Here is a 16,348-nt window from a genome sequence, read left to right as displayed (position 1 = left end):
GTATTAAACTATCGCATCATAGCGAAGTGTCCCCTTATTTCAGGGGTTTCATTATCTATTTTAATTACATACCAATAATCGCTTGCCGGCAACGGATTGCCGTTAAAAGTACCGTCCCACTCGCGTTTATAGCGGTTAAGTACCGTAAGCAATTTGCCGTAGCGGTCAAATATCTTAACGGTAGCCTGAGGCAATGCGCTCATCCCTGCAAGGGTAAAAAAGTCGTTAGTATTGTCGCCATTTGGTGTAAAGTATTTAGGGATAAGGTAGATTACCACCACAAACGGATACTCACCACATCCGTTTATTGACTGCGCCATAATAAGGTGCCTGCCGCTAATTAAGTTGTCAAACACAGGAGATGTCTGGTAAGGGCCGCCGTCTATAGAGAACTCGTAATTTTCGGGGTCGTTGTTTTTCATCACTACCGTTGCCCTGTCTGTATCTACCAGTACGTCGTTAATTACGGGGGAGTCCTTCATGGTAACCTCAAAAGTACGGGTGGCACTACAGGTTGCAGGGTTAGTAACGTCTACGGTATAGGTACCTCCGGTAACTACTTTAATACTTGCTGTTGTCTCGCCGGTAGACCAAAGGTAGGTTACATTTGCCATTGTGGCATCAAGTGTGGCATCAGTACCTTCGCAAAAATTTATTGTGGTAGTAGTCTCCGGTAATATCGGATTTTCATAATGGTTTACGGTAACAGCCTCCCGCGTGGCAGATGGGCAACCGTTGAAAAGGGCTTCGGCATAAAAAGTAGTTGTGCCTGTTACAGCAGGAGCAGTAAAGGGGCTTCCTGAACCTATTGGCGTTGCTGCCGTGGCGCTGGTGTACCAGTTTATGGTGCCGTTGCTGGCTGTTGCTTCTAGTACAGGTGTTTCGCTGCCACAGGCATTAACAGTGGCATTTGTTACCGTAACTGTGGGTAATGCGGTTACATTTGCTACAATAGGTGTACGCGTTGCTGTGGTACAGGTTGCATCGTAAGCAGAAGCATAGTATGTAGTAGGCTGCGAAATTACAGGTGTAGTGTAGCTGTTGCCTGTTGCTAATAGGTTGCCTCCTGTTGCGGCATCATACCAATAAACCGCCGTTCCGTCAGATTGTGCGCTGAGTGTAGCGGTTCCGGTACCACAAACCGCTGTAGGTGTGGTTATAGAGGTTATTTTGTTGATTGATATTTTGGTGCTGGCAGAAATGTTTAAAACAGGATCGCCGGGCATACCGCCATATTCTACAATATAGCCCTTAGGAACAAAATCTCCCGTACTTCCTACGTTTGGTAAATCGTTCCATGAACCTAAAATGCCCACCCCCGGAGCGGTAATATGTGCGTAATCTTCATTGTTAGAGTTGTTAGGTTCGCCGGTATTCCAAAATGCAAAATTTGGAGTACTGCCATTAGCCCCACCGTTCCAGAATACTGTGCCTGCTTCGGGTCCGGTAGCCCATTTCCATACGCCTTCAACATCTTCGTCTGTGCCGCCTATCCAGCCTGTGCCTGTGGCCTGTTCGCCACAAAGTTGTGCTTCTTCGGCACTGGTTAAGGTTGCCAGGTAGCCGGTAAGGCCGTAGTAAGTATCGGCTGCGGCTGCTGCTTTTGCTGCCTGCCAGCTTATGTTTAATGAAGATACAAACCTGTAATAATGCTGGGTGCTGGGCAGGTAGTTTGCCTCGCCTATGGTTATCGAAAAGGTACGTGTTCCTGTTGGTGTTGCATTACTACTGTTGTATACTACATTTTGTACTGCGGCTTCGAGTGTATTGTAAGGCACATCAAGCCCGTTAGTGCTATTTATGGTAAGTTTTCCTGATGTGGCGTTCCACGCAGATGTTATGTTTGGTATGGTGCCGTTTAAAGTAAGGCGATCCTGGCCGTTTACATACCCTGAAGAAATTTGTATGTATACCGCCTGTGCCCCGGTAGGCCCTCCTGCCGGTGGTGTTATGCCAAATGCTGTAACGATGTTAATGGGAGTGCCGGGGCAATATACCTGGTTTCCGGTGGCAGCGAGTGTGGGTGCGGCTGTAGACTGAGCATATATAGGGAGTGCAGACAATACAAAAATTATGTATGCCTGCAGGTAAAACGATATAGGTTTCTTCATTTCGTAAAAATATAAAAATATATTTACGAGATTATTAATTTTTATGGTAATGTAGCTTCTGGAAAATGTCCCATACTACTATGCCGGCGCTAACCGAAATGTTGAGGGAATGTTTAGTTCCCAGTTGGGGTATTTCTATAACGCCATTGCAAAGATTTATGGCTTCCTGTGAAACGCCTTTCACTTCATTTCCAAATACTAAGGCGTATTTTTTACCGTTCTGAGGGGTAAAGTCCTGTAGGAAAACAGCGCCTTCTGCCTGTTCTGCAGCATATACTTCTATGCCTTGCTGTTGTAAGGCAGTAATTACATCTGTTGTGTTTTTGTAATGTTCCCACGCTACAGTTTCGGTGGCTCCGAGGGCAGTTTTGTGAATTTCCTTGTTAGGCGGAGTGGCAGTTATACCGCAGAGGTATATTTTTTCGAGCAAAAAAGAATCTGCCGTACGAAATACCGAGCCTATGTTGTGCAGGCTTCTTATGTCATCTAATATAAGTATAAGAGGGGTTTTTTCGGCGTCTTTAAATTCTTCCGTATTCTTCCGTCCCAGTTCGCTGTTTTCCAGTTTTCTCATTGTGTCGCTTTTTGCAAAGGTAAAGCGAAAAAAATATCCGTGCTAACATGAGTAAAAGCAGTGGCTATTTTGATGTGTGGAATTAAAAAAAGCCGCCAAAAAACATTTTTCGGCGGCTTTTTATATTATAAAATACTGTAAGATTAGTTTGTAGGCTTAAGTACTTTTTTATCTGTTTCATTTATTTGTGGGCCATCTTCTTTTAATGCGCCTGCACTTGCGGGTAAACGCCTTTGTGGTTTTGTAGAGGCTTCCCATTTAGTAAACTGATCTGGGGTAAGTATCTCTTTCATTTTTGATTTAAGCAAAGTACCCTGTTCTTTCATTTCGTTGCGCAATGCTGCCTTAGCTGCTAAATCGGTACCGGCTGCTTTAGTTCTTTCCTTAATGTCTTCTCTTGTTTTTTCCTGATCAGTTAAAAGCGTTGTAACTTTAAGTTGCTGCTTTTGGTCAAGTTTTAATTCATCGGTAAGTTTTTTTACCCTGGTTTCTACTGTTACTTTTTCTTTCCTTGGTTGGTCAATACCAGCTTTGGTAAGTTGCTGTGCAAAAGTGCTTATTCCTGTCATAAGCAGGGCAGCTAACAAAAGTTTTTTCATATTCTTAATTTTTTATGATTAAGCCAAAAATACAAAAAGAATGCCAATGTTAACAAAAGGTGTGTGAAAAGATTGCGAATGTCTTCATTGTGTTTTGGTAGTGATATATTTAAATCAAAATAAGCAATTTCTTTAAATAGATATGTGATTAATTCTGGATAATTTTTAATGTCCCATTCTCAAAATATAAGTATGTATCCCAGTTATACACCCATTGTTCAGTCGTCCTTCCGGTAGATTGTATCGTGTTAACATCAATCGGGTTACCCCAGGCATATATGCACATGTCTTTCGTCATGCCCAGAGCCACATTGCCCTCATTAACCAGTGTGCCCATTTTAACCCCAAACTTTTTAATGCATTCGTTTTTAAAAGCAAGTTGTTCCTGTGCGTGTCTCTTTTCTTCTTCCAGCTTTTCCTTTTTACGTTGCTCATCAAGCTTCTTTTTTTCAGCTTCACGCTTTAAAAAGATTTCTTCAGTAATAAATGCTTCATTTTCAAAAGATCCCAAAACAAAACATATCTCGTTGCCTTTGTCATTTTTAAGGAAATACATGGGCGCGAGATATTTTGATTTTTCGATATCTGCAAAGCTAATATCGGTACAAGTATATATGTCTCCGTTTTTTATGGTTACTGGCTGCGCAGTGTTTACATCAATAACAGGTGTGCTAAAATTTTTTGTGGCTACAAGTTTTTTGTCCAGGTACAATTGTTTTTGCTTGGAAAAATAGGGTACAATCATAAAAGGATAGTTTGCTATATTTCGTGCCTGGTCTATCTGCCAGTAAAGAGTGTCTTTAGTCTGGTCATTTTTTAAAACAACCTGCAACGATGCCCTCCAGTCTAAATCTTCAAGCGATTCTAATTTAGAGTATTGTTTCTCGCCATATTTCTGGGCTTGTATATCTAAAATTGTGAAATACTTACCAGATACCGTTTTAGGGTCTGTACCTATTTTACCCTTAATCTTACCAGTTGCCTTATCTATGCTTTCATTTATGAAATATGGGCTGTATGCATTCGTGGTTTCTTTATCAACAGCTGCGTCATATTTGTCTTTCTCTCTTTGATATTGCTCTTTGTGTGCTTTTTTTACTTTTGGGTCTTTGTAAACAGCACTAAGGTATATGTCGTCAAAGGGTATTTTTCCGGGCTTTATTAAAACAGTTTCCTTTTTATTGAAAAGAAAATTTATAAGCGTATCTGTATATTTTTGCTGGCTTTTGTATTTTTTAGAATTCGGGATGAAATACAATTTATACCCAATGTATTGTTTGTAGCTTATTAAATCTTTTTGTTGGGTAAAATTAGAAAGGCTGTCAAAAGTTTTAGGTTTGTAAACCGCTTTCTCCTGAATGCTGGTTTCTCTTACGGTTATTTGTGCAAAGGTTTTATAATGGTAAAATAATGACATTATAATAAATGCGGCCATTACGGTCTTTTTCATACAAATTGGTTGGTGTTATTGGTTAAATAAATGCGGGGTTAAATGTACAATTATATTTTATAAAGCAGTGGTATTTGTAGTTGTTCACTATGGGGTGTTTGTATTAAGGTTGTGAGTGAAATCTTTCAAGAGCATTGTAGCCAGATGTTTTTAGCAGACGGAATAACTTTTATTCTCTCTGTTAGTCTAAAAGTAATGTGAGTTGTTGATAATCTTTTATATTATCACGCTTGCCATAAACGGGCGTTTGGGCTTTTTTTGATAAATTCGCCCACTACATAAATAAACAGTTTAGCCTTGGCAGCCACAAAAGAAAAAATACAGAAAGAAACCCCGTTAATGAAGCAGTACAATGCCATCAAGGCGAAATATCCTGATGCCTGCCTGCTGTTTCGCGTTGGCGATTTTTATGAAACTTTTGGAGAGGATGCCATTCGCGCTGCCGGAATTTTAGGCATTGTGCTTACCAAACGCGGAGCAGGCAGCGAAACAGAAACGGCACTTGCCGGGTTTCCGCACCATTCGCTTAATACCTATTTGCCTAAACTGGTTAAGGCCGGGCTACGCGTAGCGATATGCGACCAGCTGGAAGACCCCAAGATGACCAAGACCATTGTAAAGCGTGGCGTTACAGAGCTGGTAACGCCGGGTGTGTCTATGAATGATGAGGTGTTGCACAGTAAGAGCAACAACTTTTTAGCTTCAGTATACTTTGGTCGTAAGACAATAGGTGTGTCGTTTCTTGATGTGTCTACAGGCGAATTTCTTACCGCGCAGGGCAATGAAGAGTATATCGATAAACTGTTGCAAAACTTTAGCCCGAGCGAAGTGCTTGTTGCAAAGAATGAAAAAAATACCTTTAAACAAGCCTTTGGCGAAAACCATCACACCTTCTATCTGGAGGACTGGGTGTATAAAGAAGATTATGCCTTTGATAGCCTTACAGGGCATTTTGGTACAAACTCACTAAAAGGTTTTGGTATAGAAGAACTGGCCGAAGGTGTAATAGCCAGCGGTGCGGTACTGTATTATCTTGGCGAAACCCAGCATAACAAAGTACAACACATAACCAGCATTCAGCGTATTGCAGAAGATGCCTATGTGTGGATGGACCGTTTTACCATCCGTAACCTGGAGCTATACCACAGCACTAACCCAAATGCGGTTACATTGCTCGATGTTATAGACCGCACACTTAGCCCTATGGGGAGCCGCTTGCTAAAAAGATGGCTTGCACTGCCGCTTAAAGATGCAAATAAGGTGCGTGCCCGCCATGAGGTAGTGGCTTATCTTAAGAACAATAAGAGCATACTAAGCCGCATACAAACACAGATAAAACAAATAAGCGACCTTGAAAGGTTAATCTCTAAAATAGCTACAGGTAAGGTAAGCCCCCGTGAGGTAATTTACCTTAAAGATTCGCTTGATGCCATAGTGCCTATAAAGCAGCTGGCACTGGAGAGTGATAATGATGCGCTGAAAGCCATTGGCGATAGCCTGCACGCCTGCGACCTGCTGCGTGAAAAAATTAAAACTACACTACATCCTGAAGCGCCTGTTGCCATTAATAAGGGTAACGCCATAGCTCACGGTATTCATCCGGAGCTGGATGAGCTGCGTGCCATAGCTTACAGTGGTAAGGAGTATCTTGAAGGGATAGAAAGGCGTGAGAGTGAGGCTACAGGTATATCATCGCTTAAAATATCGTTTAATAACGTGTTTGGGTATTATATAGAGGTACGCAACACGCATAAAGATAAGGTGCCGGCAGAATGGATACGCAAGCAAACGCTTGTAAATGCCGAGCGCTACATTACCGAAGAGCTTAAAGAATATGAAACCAAAATATTAGGTGCCGAGGAAAAGATACATGCTTTAGAATCGCAGCTTTTCGAACAGCTTGTAGTTTGGATATCTACCTATATAAAACCGGTGCAGCTTAATGCCGGGCTTGTGGCGCAAATGGACTGCCTTACCGGTTTTGCGCAGTTAGCCATCGAAAATAAATATGTGCAGCCCGAAATAGATGACAGCTTTGAGCTGGAAATTAAAGAAGGCCGCCACCCCGTTATTGAGAAACAACTACCCGTGGGTACACCCTACATTACCAATGATGTGTTCCTCGACAGAAGTGCTCAGCAGATAATAATGATAACAGGGCCCAACATGAGTGGTAAGAGTGCTATCCTTCGCCAGACGGCGCTTATAGTGCTGCTTGCGCAGATGGGGAGCTTTGTGCCTGCCGAAAGTGTGCGTATGGGCATTGTAGATAAAATTTTTACCAGGGTAGGGGCGAGTGATAACATCAGTATGGGGGAGTCTACGTTTATGGTTGAGATGAACGAAACGGCCAGTATTCTTAACAACCTGAGCGACCGCAGCCTGATATTGCTTGACGAGATAGGGCGAGGTACCAGTACTTATGATGGTATTTCTATTGCCTGGGCCATAGCCGAATTTTTGCACGAGCACCCCGCACAGCCAAAAACGCTGTTTGCTACCCACTACCACGAGCTGAATGAAATGCAGGATATTTTTGACCGTATCCAGAATTTTAATGTAAGTGTAAAAGAATTAAAAGACAATGTGCTTTTTATCCGCAAGCTGGTTAAGGGTGGCAGTGCGCATAGTTTTGGTATACACGTAGCCAAGATGGCGGGTATGCCGCAAACGGTGATACAAAAAGCGCAAAAGCTATTAAAGAAGCTGGAAAAAGACCACAGCGGCGAAGCTTTGTCAAATATTAAAGCACAGGCAAAAGACGAATTGCAGCTCAGCTTTTTTAACCTTGATGACCCGTTGCTCGAAGAAATAAAACAGGAGATAATAAACCTCGACATCAACACGCTAACTCCTGTAGAAGCCCTGATGAAGCTAAACGAAATAAAAAGGATGCTGGGTCGTTGATTTCTTGATCGGCGATTTTTTGTTCTGTCATTCCTATTTTACTAGGAAGCATCTTATAGATCCTTCGACTATGCTGGGCTGCGCTCAGATGAAGGCGCGTATGTCATTCCGACGATAGGAGGAATCTCAATGCTGTTATGGTCCGGAATGATTCGTAGAGGTAACTTTGTTAAAAACTCTATTTTCAAAGTAAACGTTATCAATAGATTATGTTTTAATGGATTTTTTTATGCTGTAAACCCTTGCAGGTATCAAAAACCTGTGTATATTTGCAACCGAATTACTGGCAATGACAGTAGTGGTTTTTTGAAATAATGCGAAAATAGCTCAGTTGGTAGAGCGCCACCTTGCCAAGGTGGAGGTCGCGGGTTCGAATCCCGTTTTTCGCTCGGTTACTACCTGTTATGCTTGAGTGGTGGAATTGGTAGACACGCTGGACTTAAAATCCAGTGGGCAGTAATGCCCGTGCGGGTTCAAGTCCCGCCTTGAGTACAAAAAATAAAACCTTGCCGAAAGGAAAGGTTTTTTACTGCGAAAATAGCTCAGTTGGTAGAGCGCCACCTTGCCAAGGTGGAGGTCGCGGGTTCGAATCCCGTTTTTCGCTCAGAAATTGAAAGCCTTAACGAAAGTTGAGGCTTTTTTGTTTTTATACTTCTTGCAAATTTTATCAGGCAATTTCTATAAGTCCCGGTTAAGCCATAAATTTGTACTTCATCAGTTAAATAATCATCATGAGTTTTACTATACAGCCTGTTTTAGAAAACGACAGCGTAATCCTTAAACCCTTAGAAGAATCAGATTTTGAGGCGCTTTACAGGGTGGCTTCAGATCCTGCAATATGGGAGCAGCATCCTAACAAAGACCGTTGGAAGAGAGATGTATTTGAGGTTTTCTTTCAGGGCGCGATAGAGAGTAAAGGTGCCTTTAAAATTATAGATAAACAAACGGATGAGGTTATAGGCAGCACACGTTTTTATAATCATGATGTAGCTGATAGCAGTATCATGATAGGCTATACCTTTTATGACACAAAATGCTGGGGTAGTGGTATTAATCCGTCAGTTAAGCGGCTCATGCTTGATTATGCCTTTACATTTGTTGCAACGGTATATTTTCAGGTAGGTGCGGTAAATGTACGTTCGCAAATGGCTATTGAAAGACTGGGTGCTATAAAAACCGGTGAAGAAACGGTAACTTATTTTGGCGAAGCGCCAAAACTGAATTTTATTTACGCCATTAAGAAAGTAGATTACATAAAAGGTATGGATAGTATAGAAATTGTAAAGGCTACTTTAGCAGATGTTGATGCCGTAAGGCAAATTGGCAGGGAAACCTTTTCTGAAACTTTTTCAGAACGGAATGATGAAGCAGAAATGAATGCCTATCTGGAGCGGAGCTTTGGCAAAGAGAAAATTACTGCTGAGTTAAGCAATCCTGAGTCGTTCTTTTTTATAGCCCGTGAAGGTAATGTTATGGTTGGCTATTTAAAACTGAATTTTGGTAGCGCGCAGACCGAACTTCAGGAAAGTACTTCGGTAGAAATTGAGCGTATTTATGTTAAGAGTGCATACCACGGTAAAAAAGTAGGGCAGTTGTTGTATAACAAAGCCCTGGAAGTAGCGCTGGCTGGTAATAAAACATCGTTATGGCTGGGCGTGTGGGAAGAGAACATCAGGGCTATAAAGTTCTATCAAAAAAATGGTTTTGTGGCTTTTGATACGCATATTTTTAAAGTAGGCAATGATGAGCAAACCGACCTGATGATGCGTAAAAAGTTATAACTGTTTTTAACTTTACGTTAATACTTTATTCCCCTTTGTTATAATACTTTTGCTGCTCTGGGGAAACAAACAATTAAGGGGTGAGGACTAATGTTCTGCTCCTTTTTTTATTTAATGGATTTCGGGTTTTTTGTTACGCGTTTATTTATGTGTCGAAAGTAATATTCTAAATGCGTATTTAATTACGCAGTTGCTAAGACGTAGCAGTTGTTTAATAATTGAGCAAAGAAAAAAGCACGAACCATAAAATGATCCGTGCTTCTGTTATTTATACTTGTAAATGGTTACCCTAAGAAAGGATACCTATAATCTACAGGTGGTACAAACGTTTCTTTGATAGTACGCGGCGATACCCAACGGTAAAGGTTAAGTACAGATCCTGCCTTGTCATTAGTGCCCGAAGCACGCGCGCCACCAAATGGCTGCTGGCCTACAACGGCACCGGTAGGCTTGTCGTTAATGTAGAAGTTGCCCGCTGCGTTTTCAAGTGCTTTAGTAGCTTCTTCTACCGCATAGCGATCCTGGCTGAATATAGCGCCTGTAAGGGCGTATGGTGATGTTTCGTCTACAAGCTTAAGCGTTTCTGCCCACTGGGCATCTTCATAAACATATATAGTTAGTACCGGGCCGAAAAGCTCGGTAGTAAGGGTTTCGTATTTAGGGTTTGTTGTTACAATAACGGTAGGCTCTATAAACCAGCCAACAGATTTATCGTAACCACCACCGGCAATAATTTCGGCATCGGCAGATGCTTTAGCTGTATCAATGTATTTCGCAAGCTTGTCAAAAGAGCCCTCATGTATTACTGCCGAAACAAAGTTGGTAGTATCTTCCGGCGAACCCATTTTAAACGATGCGATATCTTTAACTAAAAGTTCTTTAACCTGTGGCCAGATGCTTTGCGGGATATAAGCACGAGATGCAGCTGAACATTTTTGCCCCTGGTACTCAAAAGCGCCACGGCTTAGTGCTGTAGCTACCTCTGCAGGAATACTGCTTGGGTGTGCAACCACAAAGTCTTTACCGCCGGTTTCGCCCACTATGCGTGGATATGTTTTATATTTAGGTACGTTTTGCCCTATTTTAGACCAAAGATCATTAAATACGTGCGTAGAACCTGTGTAGTGTATACCGGCAAAGTCAGGGCTTGATACAAGGGTGTCAGTAATCATTACCGGGTCGCCATGTACCATGTTTATTACACCTGCAGGCAGTCCCGCAAGTTTAAACACTTCCATGATTACCTGTGCGCTGTATACCTGGCTTGCGCTTGGTTTCCATACCACAACGTTGCCCATAAGGGCAGGTGCGGCAGGCAGGTTGCCGGAAATTGCTGTAAAGTTAAAAGGGGTAATGGCATATACAAAACCTTCCAGCGGGCGGTACTCCAGGCGATTCCATATCCCTTCAGAAGATATAGGCTGCTCACCATATATCTGTTGCATAAACTGCACATTAAACCTCAGGAAATCGATGAACTCACATGCTGCGTCAATCTCTGCCTGGTGCACAGTTTTTGCCTGGGCTATCATGGTTGCTGCATTTATTTTGGCACGGAAAGGCCCTGCAAGCAATTCGGCAGCTTTAAGGAATATCCCTGCGCGGTGCTCCCAGCCCAGCGCTGCCCATTTTTTACGGGCCTCAAGTGCTGTGGCTATCGCCTGCTCTATTTGTTGTTTTTCTGCTTCGTGGTAAATACCCACGGTTTTTTTATGGTCGAAAGGAGGGTTGATGGTTTTGGTCTTACCGGTGCGTATTTCTTCTGCACCAATGTATAAAGGCACGTCAACAGAAGTACTGTACAATTCTTTAAACGCAGTAAGCACCTGTTCGCGTTCTTTGCTGCCGGGTGCGTAGCTTTTTACCGGTTCATTTACGGCCACAGGCACGTTGTAAATTCCTTTAGGCATGTTGTTTTAGTTTTTCGTTCTCACTTGTTTGAATGGCAAAAATAATTTGCAGCACAAAGGTACAAAGAAATTTGAACAAGCTGTTGCAGAATACTATTTCGCAAAGTTTCGCCAAGAAGGACAAAGGTTCACAAAGTTTACATAATATACAGGCTTGACTGCTTAAGGTTCTAAGCATATTTTATTTGTATACTGAATCAGGAAAAACCTTTTAGAGACCTGGTGTCTTCTTTGTATGACTTTGCAAAAAAAATTAATTGAGTGCAAAAGGAGCACTCAGCCTAAAGGTAGGTACTATAACCTTAAACGCACGTGTTGTGGTAAAGTTTACCATGCTAAAATGACCTCTCATGGCCCCAAAGGGAGATGATAACAGGCAGCCTGAACTATAGGTGTGTTTTTCGCCGGGCTTAAGCACAGGTTTTTTACCTATTACACCTTCGCCATCTACAATTTCAAGGTCGTTAAGGGAGTCGTAAATTTCCCAGTGGCGGGAATTTAACTGTACCGAATCTTTGCTTTGGTTCTCTATGGTAATCTCATAGCTAAAAGCAAATTGTATCCTGTAGTTTTTAAAGTACGTGCCTTCAAAACTGGTAGATACAGATATTTTTATGCCTCTTGTTATTTGTGATACCATATACAAAATATAAGGTGTTGTGTTGTAAAAATACAAATTTAAGCAATTGAGGTTTACAACCGTAGCATTAAATTAAATCAAACTAAATTTTAACTCTTCGTTTCCTAGTTTATAATATTTTGCGAATTTGCCGATCCACGGCCTATAACGCGGTCGTAGCGCTCATTGTTTTGGCGGTAGTACACAAAAATATCATACTGGTCTTCTGTCTGGTAAAAGTTACCGTCTACGGCATTCTTCCCGTCTACAGATCCGTCCTTGGTTGTAGTGATGTACATATAGTTTGTAAAACCCTGCTTTATCATTATAGCTTTTTCGTAGGTATTTGTTTTCTCTACATAATCCAGCTTATACTCGTCGGTCTTTACATAGTTATTAAACATACCGCCCACATATATTGGTTTCTTATCAAAAAGTGCCGGTGCGCTCAGTTTAAAAAACACCCAGCTGTAGTCAGATTCCAAAGTCTGGTCACTTACGCTGTTGTTAATGTTCTTTGTTACAAAGTTACCATTAACGTCGGGGTAGTAAGTGTAAGGCTTGTTAGCGCGTGCATCATTGGTATACAGTATAGAGTTGTAAATTTCTCCTGCGGTAACGCGGGCTACATTGTTTACAGCATTTCTTATATCTTTATTTTCAAAATACCAGTATTCGTTACCCGCATAAAACTGGGTTTCCTTATTGTATTTATAAATCAGGTCGTTGCCTATGGTGTACTGTGCTTTAATGTTGTAAATAGCATTGTCAAAACGTCCGTTCTGGAATAATGCCACCTTTACGTTTTGCAACGGACTCTGGAACAATATTGATTCGCTTTTAATAGAAAAATCAAGGTTGTGTTTTTCCTGTATGTTCTCAACATCGCGGGCGCGTTTTACCTGAACCGGCACACCTACCTGCTCCTGGTAAATAATCATCCTACGGCTAAAAACCACTTCGCGATCATCATTAAGTATGTTTAAAATGTAGTTTCCGGATAGTAGTATGCGGGTAAACTGATTAGGGAAACTCAGCGTATAGCGGCTGTATATTTGTAGCGTGTTGAATGAGTTGTTATAGGTTTGTATGCGTTGGTTATCAAAACCCTGCACATAGTCGTTCACGCTAAGCTGGGTGCTGGGTGTCCAGTCATAATTACAATGTTGCAGTGAGTAGTAATAGTTGGCCTCGTTACCAAACAGGTCGTCAAATGCCAGCGTAAAGGTATCGCCCAGCCTAAAGTAGGGGAATACATTTTCGTTGTTCTGAATAAAAGAAACAGTTTTAATATTATAAGGCGGAGCCACTTCCTGCTGCACTTGTGCATTGGTAAAAAGCGGAAGCAGTAAGGCAAGGGCAACGAGCCGGTAAAGGGGCTGCATCATTATATGTTTGTTTTTTTAATCGTCAAGTGTAAAGATACTAAAAATACTGTAATGCAATAGTAATGCCAATAATACAGGTAATGATATTTAATTATTTAACAGTAAAATAAAACTTAAAATTTGTAGTTTTACTATCAACCAATTTCTAATTTCAATCAATCATGAAACATTTTTCCTTATGGATGTTCCTGGTTGCCGCGCCTATTTATGTCACGGCTCAGGACCTGAACAGTCCCATCCCTTTCGATCCTAATGTTAAGACAGGTAAACTTAAAAACGGCCTTACGTATTACATTCGTAAGAACAGCAAGCCCGAAAACAAAGTCGACCTTCGCCTTGTGGTAAACGCCGGTTCGGTACTCGAAGATGACGACCAGCAGGGCCTTGCCCACTTTATGGAGCACATGAACTTTAATGGCACCAAACGTTTTCCTAAGAACAAGCTGGTAGATTACCTGCAAAGCATTGGGGTAAAATTTGGGCAACACCTTAACGCATATACCAGTTTTGACGAAACGGTATATTTCCTGCCTATCCCGTCTGATAATCCTGAAAAACTGGAGAAAGGTTTCCAGATTATTGAAGATTGGGCTTTTAATGCGGTGCTAACGCCGGAAGAGGTTGATAAAGAGCGTGGTGTAGTGCTTGAAGAATACCGCTTGGGGCTTGGCGCCAGCGACCGTATGGAAAAACGCTACATGCCTAAGATGCTGTACAAATCACACTATGCCGACAGGATGCCGATAGGTAAGAAGAATATCCTTGAAAACTTTAAGTACGATGTGCTTACCCGATTTTATAAAGACTGGTACAGGCCAGACCTTATGGCAGTTATTGTAGTAGGCGACATTGATGTAGCTGCTATGGAAAAAAAGATCAAAGATCATTTTGAATCGTACAAGAATCCTAAGAAAGAACGTCCGCGCGGTAGTTTTGACCTGCCTAACCACGCTGAGACTTTTGTAGCTATCGAAACAGATAAAGAAGCCTCATCATCAGACGTGCAATTGATGTATAAAGATAAAGGGCTGCCGAAACCAAACGTTACCCTGGGCGACTTTAGGCATTATCTTAGCGAAGGGCTTTTTAGTACCATGCTAAACAACAGGCTCGAAGAGCTTACACATACACCCACACCACCATACACCTTTGGCTATAGCTACCACGGCCGCAGCTGGGTGCGCCCTAAAGAGGCCTACCAGTCATATGCCATGACACAGGACAGTAAACAGCTTGATGCCCTTAAGACATTGGTTGAGGAAAACCTAAGGGTTAAAAAATTCGGGTTTACGCAAAGTGAGCTTGATCGTGCCAAAACCCAGTTTCTGGCGCAGATAGAAAGCCAATACAATGACCGCGACAAAACAGAGTCTGAAAATTTTGTATATGGCTATCAGCAACATTTCCTTACTAAAGAGGCTTCGCCGGGTATTGCATGGGAATATGAAAGGCTGCAAAAAGAATTACCGGGTATAAGCCTTACAGATGTAAATGGCCTTATAAAAGAGTATATAAGGGATGACAGCCGTGTGGTTATTCTTACAGGCCCTGAAAAAGACGGTCTTAAAAAGCCTACAGAGCAAGAGGTGCTTGCCATACTAAACAGTACCGGGGATGATCTTACTGCATATAACGATGCTGCGGTTATTAGTGGCCTGCTTCGCAACGAGGTAAAACCCGGCAGTGTGGTTAAAAAAGAAACCAATGCTAAGCTGGGTACTACTACGCTTACATTAAGTAATGGTGCTAAAGTAACCTATAAGAAAACTGATTTTAAGAACGACGAAATTCTTATGGAGGCTGTAAGTCATGGAGGCAGTAATATGTATAGTAATGACGACTACAAAAAAACGCAGTGGGCTAATGGAGCAGTATATGAAGCAGGCTTTAGCGGTGCCAAGATAAACGACATCAATAAATTCATGACCGGCAAACTGGCTAACGTAAATCCTTATGTATACAGTATTTCTGAAGGACTTAGGGGTAGCGCTACGCCAAAAGATATGGAGTATATGTTCCAGATGGCGTATGCTTATTTTACCGACCTTAATTATGATACGGATGCTTACACGGCTTACAAACAAAAGCAGTCTGCATTTTATGACAACCTGATGAGCGAGCCTAACTATTATTTTATGCAGGAGTTTTCGGCGTTTCTTAACAAAGAGAATCCACGCTTTAATGGTTTGGTGCCTACTAAAGAAAGCTGGGATAAAACAGATTACCAGCTTGCTTTTAATAAGTATAAAGAGCGTTTTGCTAATGCCGCCGACTTTGATTTCTACTTTGTAGGGAATATTGACGACAAGAAAATGGAGGAGTATGCAGCCAAATATATTGCATCACTTCCAGCATCTGACAAAAGAGAAAAGATTGTAGATACCGGCTACCGCATACCAAAAGGCGACTTTAAAAAAGTAGTGAATAAAGGTACAGAGCCTAAAAGCTCTGTACGTATTATGTACTATGGCGAAACACCGTATAGCGAGAAAGAGGCTTCTGCCCTTAGTGCTCTTGGCGAAATACTAAGTATTAAGCTTGTTGAGGAGCTTCGCGAAAACGAAAGTGGTGTGTACGGTATTGGTGCATACGGTTCTATGAGCAAAGTGCCTTATCCTGCATATAACTTTAATGTGTCTTTTCCGTGCGGGCCTGAAAATGCTGAAAAGCTAACGGCATCTGCATTGCGCGAAATTCAGAAGATCGTAGACAATGGCCCTACTGCAACCGACCTTTCTAAATTTAAGGAAGCGGAGCTATTGGAATATAAAAAGAACATCCGCGAAAATAACTTCTGGATGGATAACTTTACCCAGGCTTACAACAACGGTGCTAACGTAGAAAATATCCTGGCGGTAGAGCAAAAGGTAAATGCGCTTACTGCAAAAGACATACAGGAGGTAGCCAAAAAATATCTTACTAAAGATAAGGTTATCGGTATGCTGATGCCTGAAGAAACCAAGTAATTGTATCCACTTTAAATAGAGAAAGCCCCGACAGTAATCTGCC

The 16,348-nt window shown here is 41.7% G+C and carries 10 protein-coding genes and 3 tRNA genes; 6 read left to right on the top strand and 7 right to left on the bottom strand.

Features of this window, described 5'->3' with window-relative positions:
• Positions 1-8 precede the first annotated feature (8 nt).
• The 4 genes from DYH63_RS15405 to DYH63_RS15390 form a co-directional block, all read right to left on the bottom strand.
• The gene (locus DYH63_RS15405) at positions 9-2,111 is read right to left on the bottom strand and encodes an Ig-like domain-containing protein (RefSeq protein WP_116789636.1); all 2,103 of its coding nucleotides are present in this window, start codon (positions 2,109-2,111) and stop codon (positions 9-11) included.
• Between the two features lie 34 nt (positions 2,112-2,145).
• Positions 2,146-2,685, bottom strand: a complete 540-nt coding sequence (locus DYH63_RS15400) for an RNA methyltransferase (protein ID WP_116789635.1) — start codon at positions 2,683-2,685, stop codon at positions 2,146-2,148.
• Positions 2,686-2,828: 143 nt separating this feature from the next.
• A complete protein-coding gene (locus tag DYH63_RS15395; RefSeq protein ID WP_116789634.1) occupies positions 2,829-3,284 on the bottom strand; it encodes a hypothetical protein in 456 nt (151 codons plus the stop codon).
• A gap of 148 nt (positions 3,285-3,432) precedes the next feature.
• Positions 3,433-4,734, bottom strand: coding sequence for a hypothetical protein (locus tag DYH63_RS15390; RefSeq protein WP_116789633.1), 1,302 nt, complete (start codon positions 4,732-4,734; stop codon positions 3,433-3,435).
• Between the two features lie 339 nt (positions 4,735-5,073).
• On the opposite strand from DYH63_RS15390, the gene mutS reads away from it, so the two are divergent.
• The 5 genes from mutS to DYH63_RS21805 all read left to right on the top strand — a co-directional run bounded on the left by mutS (position 5,074) and on the right by DYH63_RS21805 (position 9,422).
• A complete protein-coding gene (mutS, locus tag DYH63_RS15385) occupies positions 5,074-7,641 on the top strand; it encodes a DNA mismatch repair protein MutS (RefSeq protein WP_116790864.1) in 2,568 nt (855 codons plus the stop codon).
• A gap of 316 nt (positions 7,642-7,957) precedes the next feature.
• Positions 7,958-8,030, top strand: a tRNA-Gly gene (locus DYH63_RS15380).
• A 17-nt stretch (positions 8,031-8,047) separates the two neighbouring features.
• Positions 8,048-8,133 (top strand) — tRNA-Leu (locus DYH63_RS15375).
• A 39-nt stretch (positions 8,134-8,172) separates the two neighbouring features.
• Positions 8,173-8,245 (top strand) — tRNA-Gly (locus DYH63_RS15370).
• Positions 8,246-8,372: 127 nt separating this feature from the next.
• On the top strand, positions 8,373-9,422 hold the full coding sequence (locus tag DYH63_RS21805) for a GNAT family N-acetyltransferase (RefSeq protein WP_116789632.1): 1,050 nt from the start codon (positions 8,373-8,375) through the stop codon (positions 9,420-9,422).
• 284 nt (positions 9,423-9,706) lie between these two features.
• Here DYH63_RS21805 and pruA read toward each other — a convergent pair whose 3' ends face one another.
• The 3 genes from pruA to DYH63_RS15350 all read right to left on the bottom strand — a co-directional run bounded on the left by pruA (position 9,707) and on the right by DYH63_RS15350 (position 13,339).
• Positions 9,707-11,332 (bottom strand): L-glutamate gamma-semialdehyde dehydrogenase, encoded by a 1,626-nt coding sequence (pruA, locus tag DYH63_RS15360; protein WP_116789631.1) that lies wholly within the window; start codon positions 11,330-11,332, stop codon positions 9,707-9,709.
• A 253-nt stretch (positions 11,333-11,585) separates the two neighbouring features.
• A complete protein-coding gene (gene apaG / locus DYH63_RS15355; RefSeq protein WP_116789630.1) occupies positions 11,586-11,972 on the bottom strand; it encodes a Co2+/Mg2+ efflux facilitator ApaG/CorD in 387 nt (128 codons plus the stop codon).
• Positions 11,973-12,076: 104 nt separating this feature from the next.
• Complete coding sequence (locus DYH63_RS15350) at positions 12,077-13,339, bottom strand: type IX secretion system plug protein (protein WP_116789629.1); 1,263 nt, start codon at positions 13,337-13,339, stop codon at positions 12,077-12,079.
• A gap of 161 nt (positions 13,340-13,500) precedes the next feature.
• On the opposite strand from DYH63_RS15350, the gene DYH63_RS15345 reads away from it, so the two are divergent.
• The gene (locus DYH63_RS15345; protein ID WP_116789628.1) at positions 13,501-16,305 is read left to right on the top strand and encodes a M16 family metallopeptidase; all 2,805 of its coding nucleotides are present in this window, start codon (positions 13,501-13,503) and stop codon (positions 16,303-16,305) included.
• Positions 16,306-16,348: the final 43 nt, after the last annotated feature.

Source organism: Flavobacterium psychrotrophum, from assembly GCF_003403075.1.
Classification (GTDB): Bacteria; Bacteroidota; Bacteroidia; order Flavobacteriales; family Flavobacteriaceae; genus Flavobacterium; species Flavobacterium psychrotrophum.
Note: the sequence above shows the minus strand (reverse complement) of the source record. Positions and strands in the feature narration are given on the sequence as shown.

Bases quoted from the DNA above. Each gene is read 5' to 3' on its own strand.
- DYH63_RS15395 (WP_116789634.1), bottom strand. From the start codon at position 3,284: ATGAAAAAACTTTTGTTAGCTGCCCTGCTTATGACAGGAATAAGCACT.
- DYH63_RS15345 (WP_116789628.1), top strand. From the start codon at position 13,501: ATGAAACATTTTTCCTTATGGATGTTCCTGGTTGCCGCGCCTATTTAT.
- DYH63_RS21805 (WP_116789632.1), top strand. From the start codon at position 8,373: ATGAGTTTTACTATACAGCCTGTTTTAGAAAACGACAGCGTAATCCTT.
- mutS (WP_116790864.1), top strand. From the start codon at position 5,074: ATGAAGCAGTACAATGCCATCAAGGCGAAATATCCTGATGCCTGCCTG.
- apaG (WP_116789630.1), bottom strand. From the start codon at position 11,972: ATGGTATCACAAATAACAAGAGGCATAAAAATATCTGTATCTACCAGT.
- DYH63_RS15390 (WP_116789633.1), bottom strand. From the start codon at position 4,734: ATGAAAAAGACCGTAATGGCCGCATTTATTATAATGTCATTATTTTAC.
- pruA (WP_116789631.1), bottom strand. From the start codon at position 11,332: ATGCCTAAAGGAATTTACAACGTGCCTGTGGCCGTAAATGAACCGGTA.
- DYH63_RS15405 (WP_116789636.1), bottom strand. From the start codon at position 2,111: ATGAAGAAACCTATATCGTTTTACCTGCAGGCATACATAATTTTTGTA.
- DYH63_RS15400 (WP_116789635.1), bottom strand. From the start codon at position 2,685: ATGAGAAAACTGGAAAACAGCGAACTGGGACGGAAGAATACGGAAGAA.
- DYH63_RS15350 (WP_116789629.1), bottom strand. From the start codon at position 13,339: ATGATGCAGCCCCTTTACCGGCTCGTTGCCCTTGCCTTACTGCTTCCG.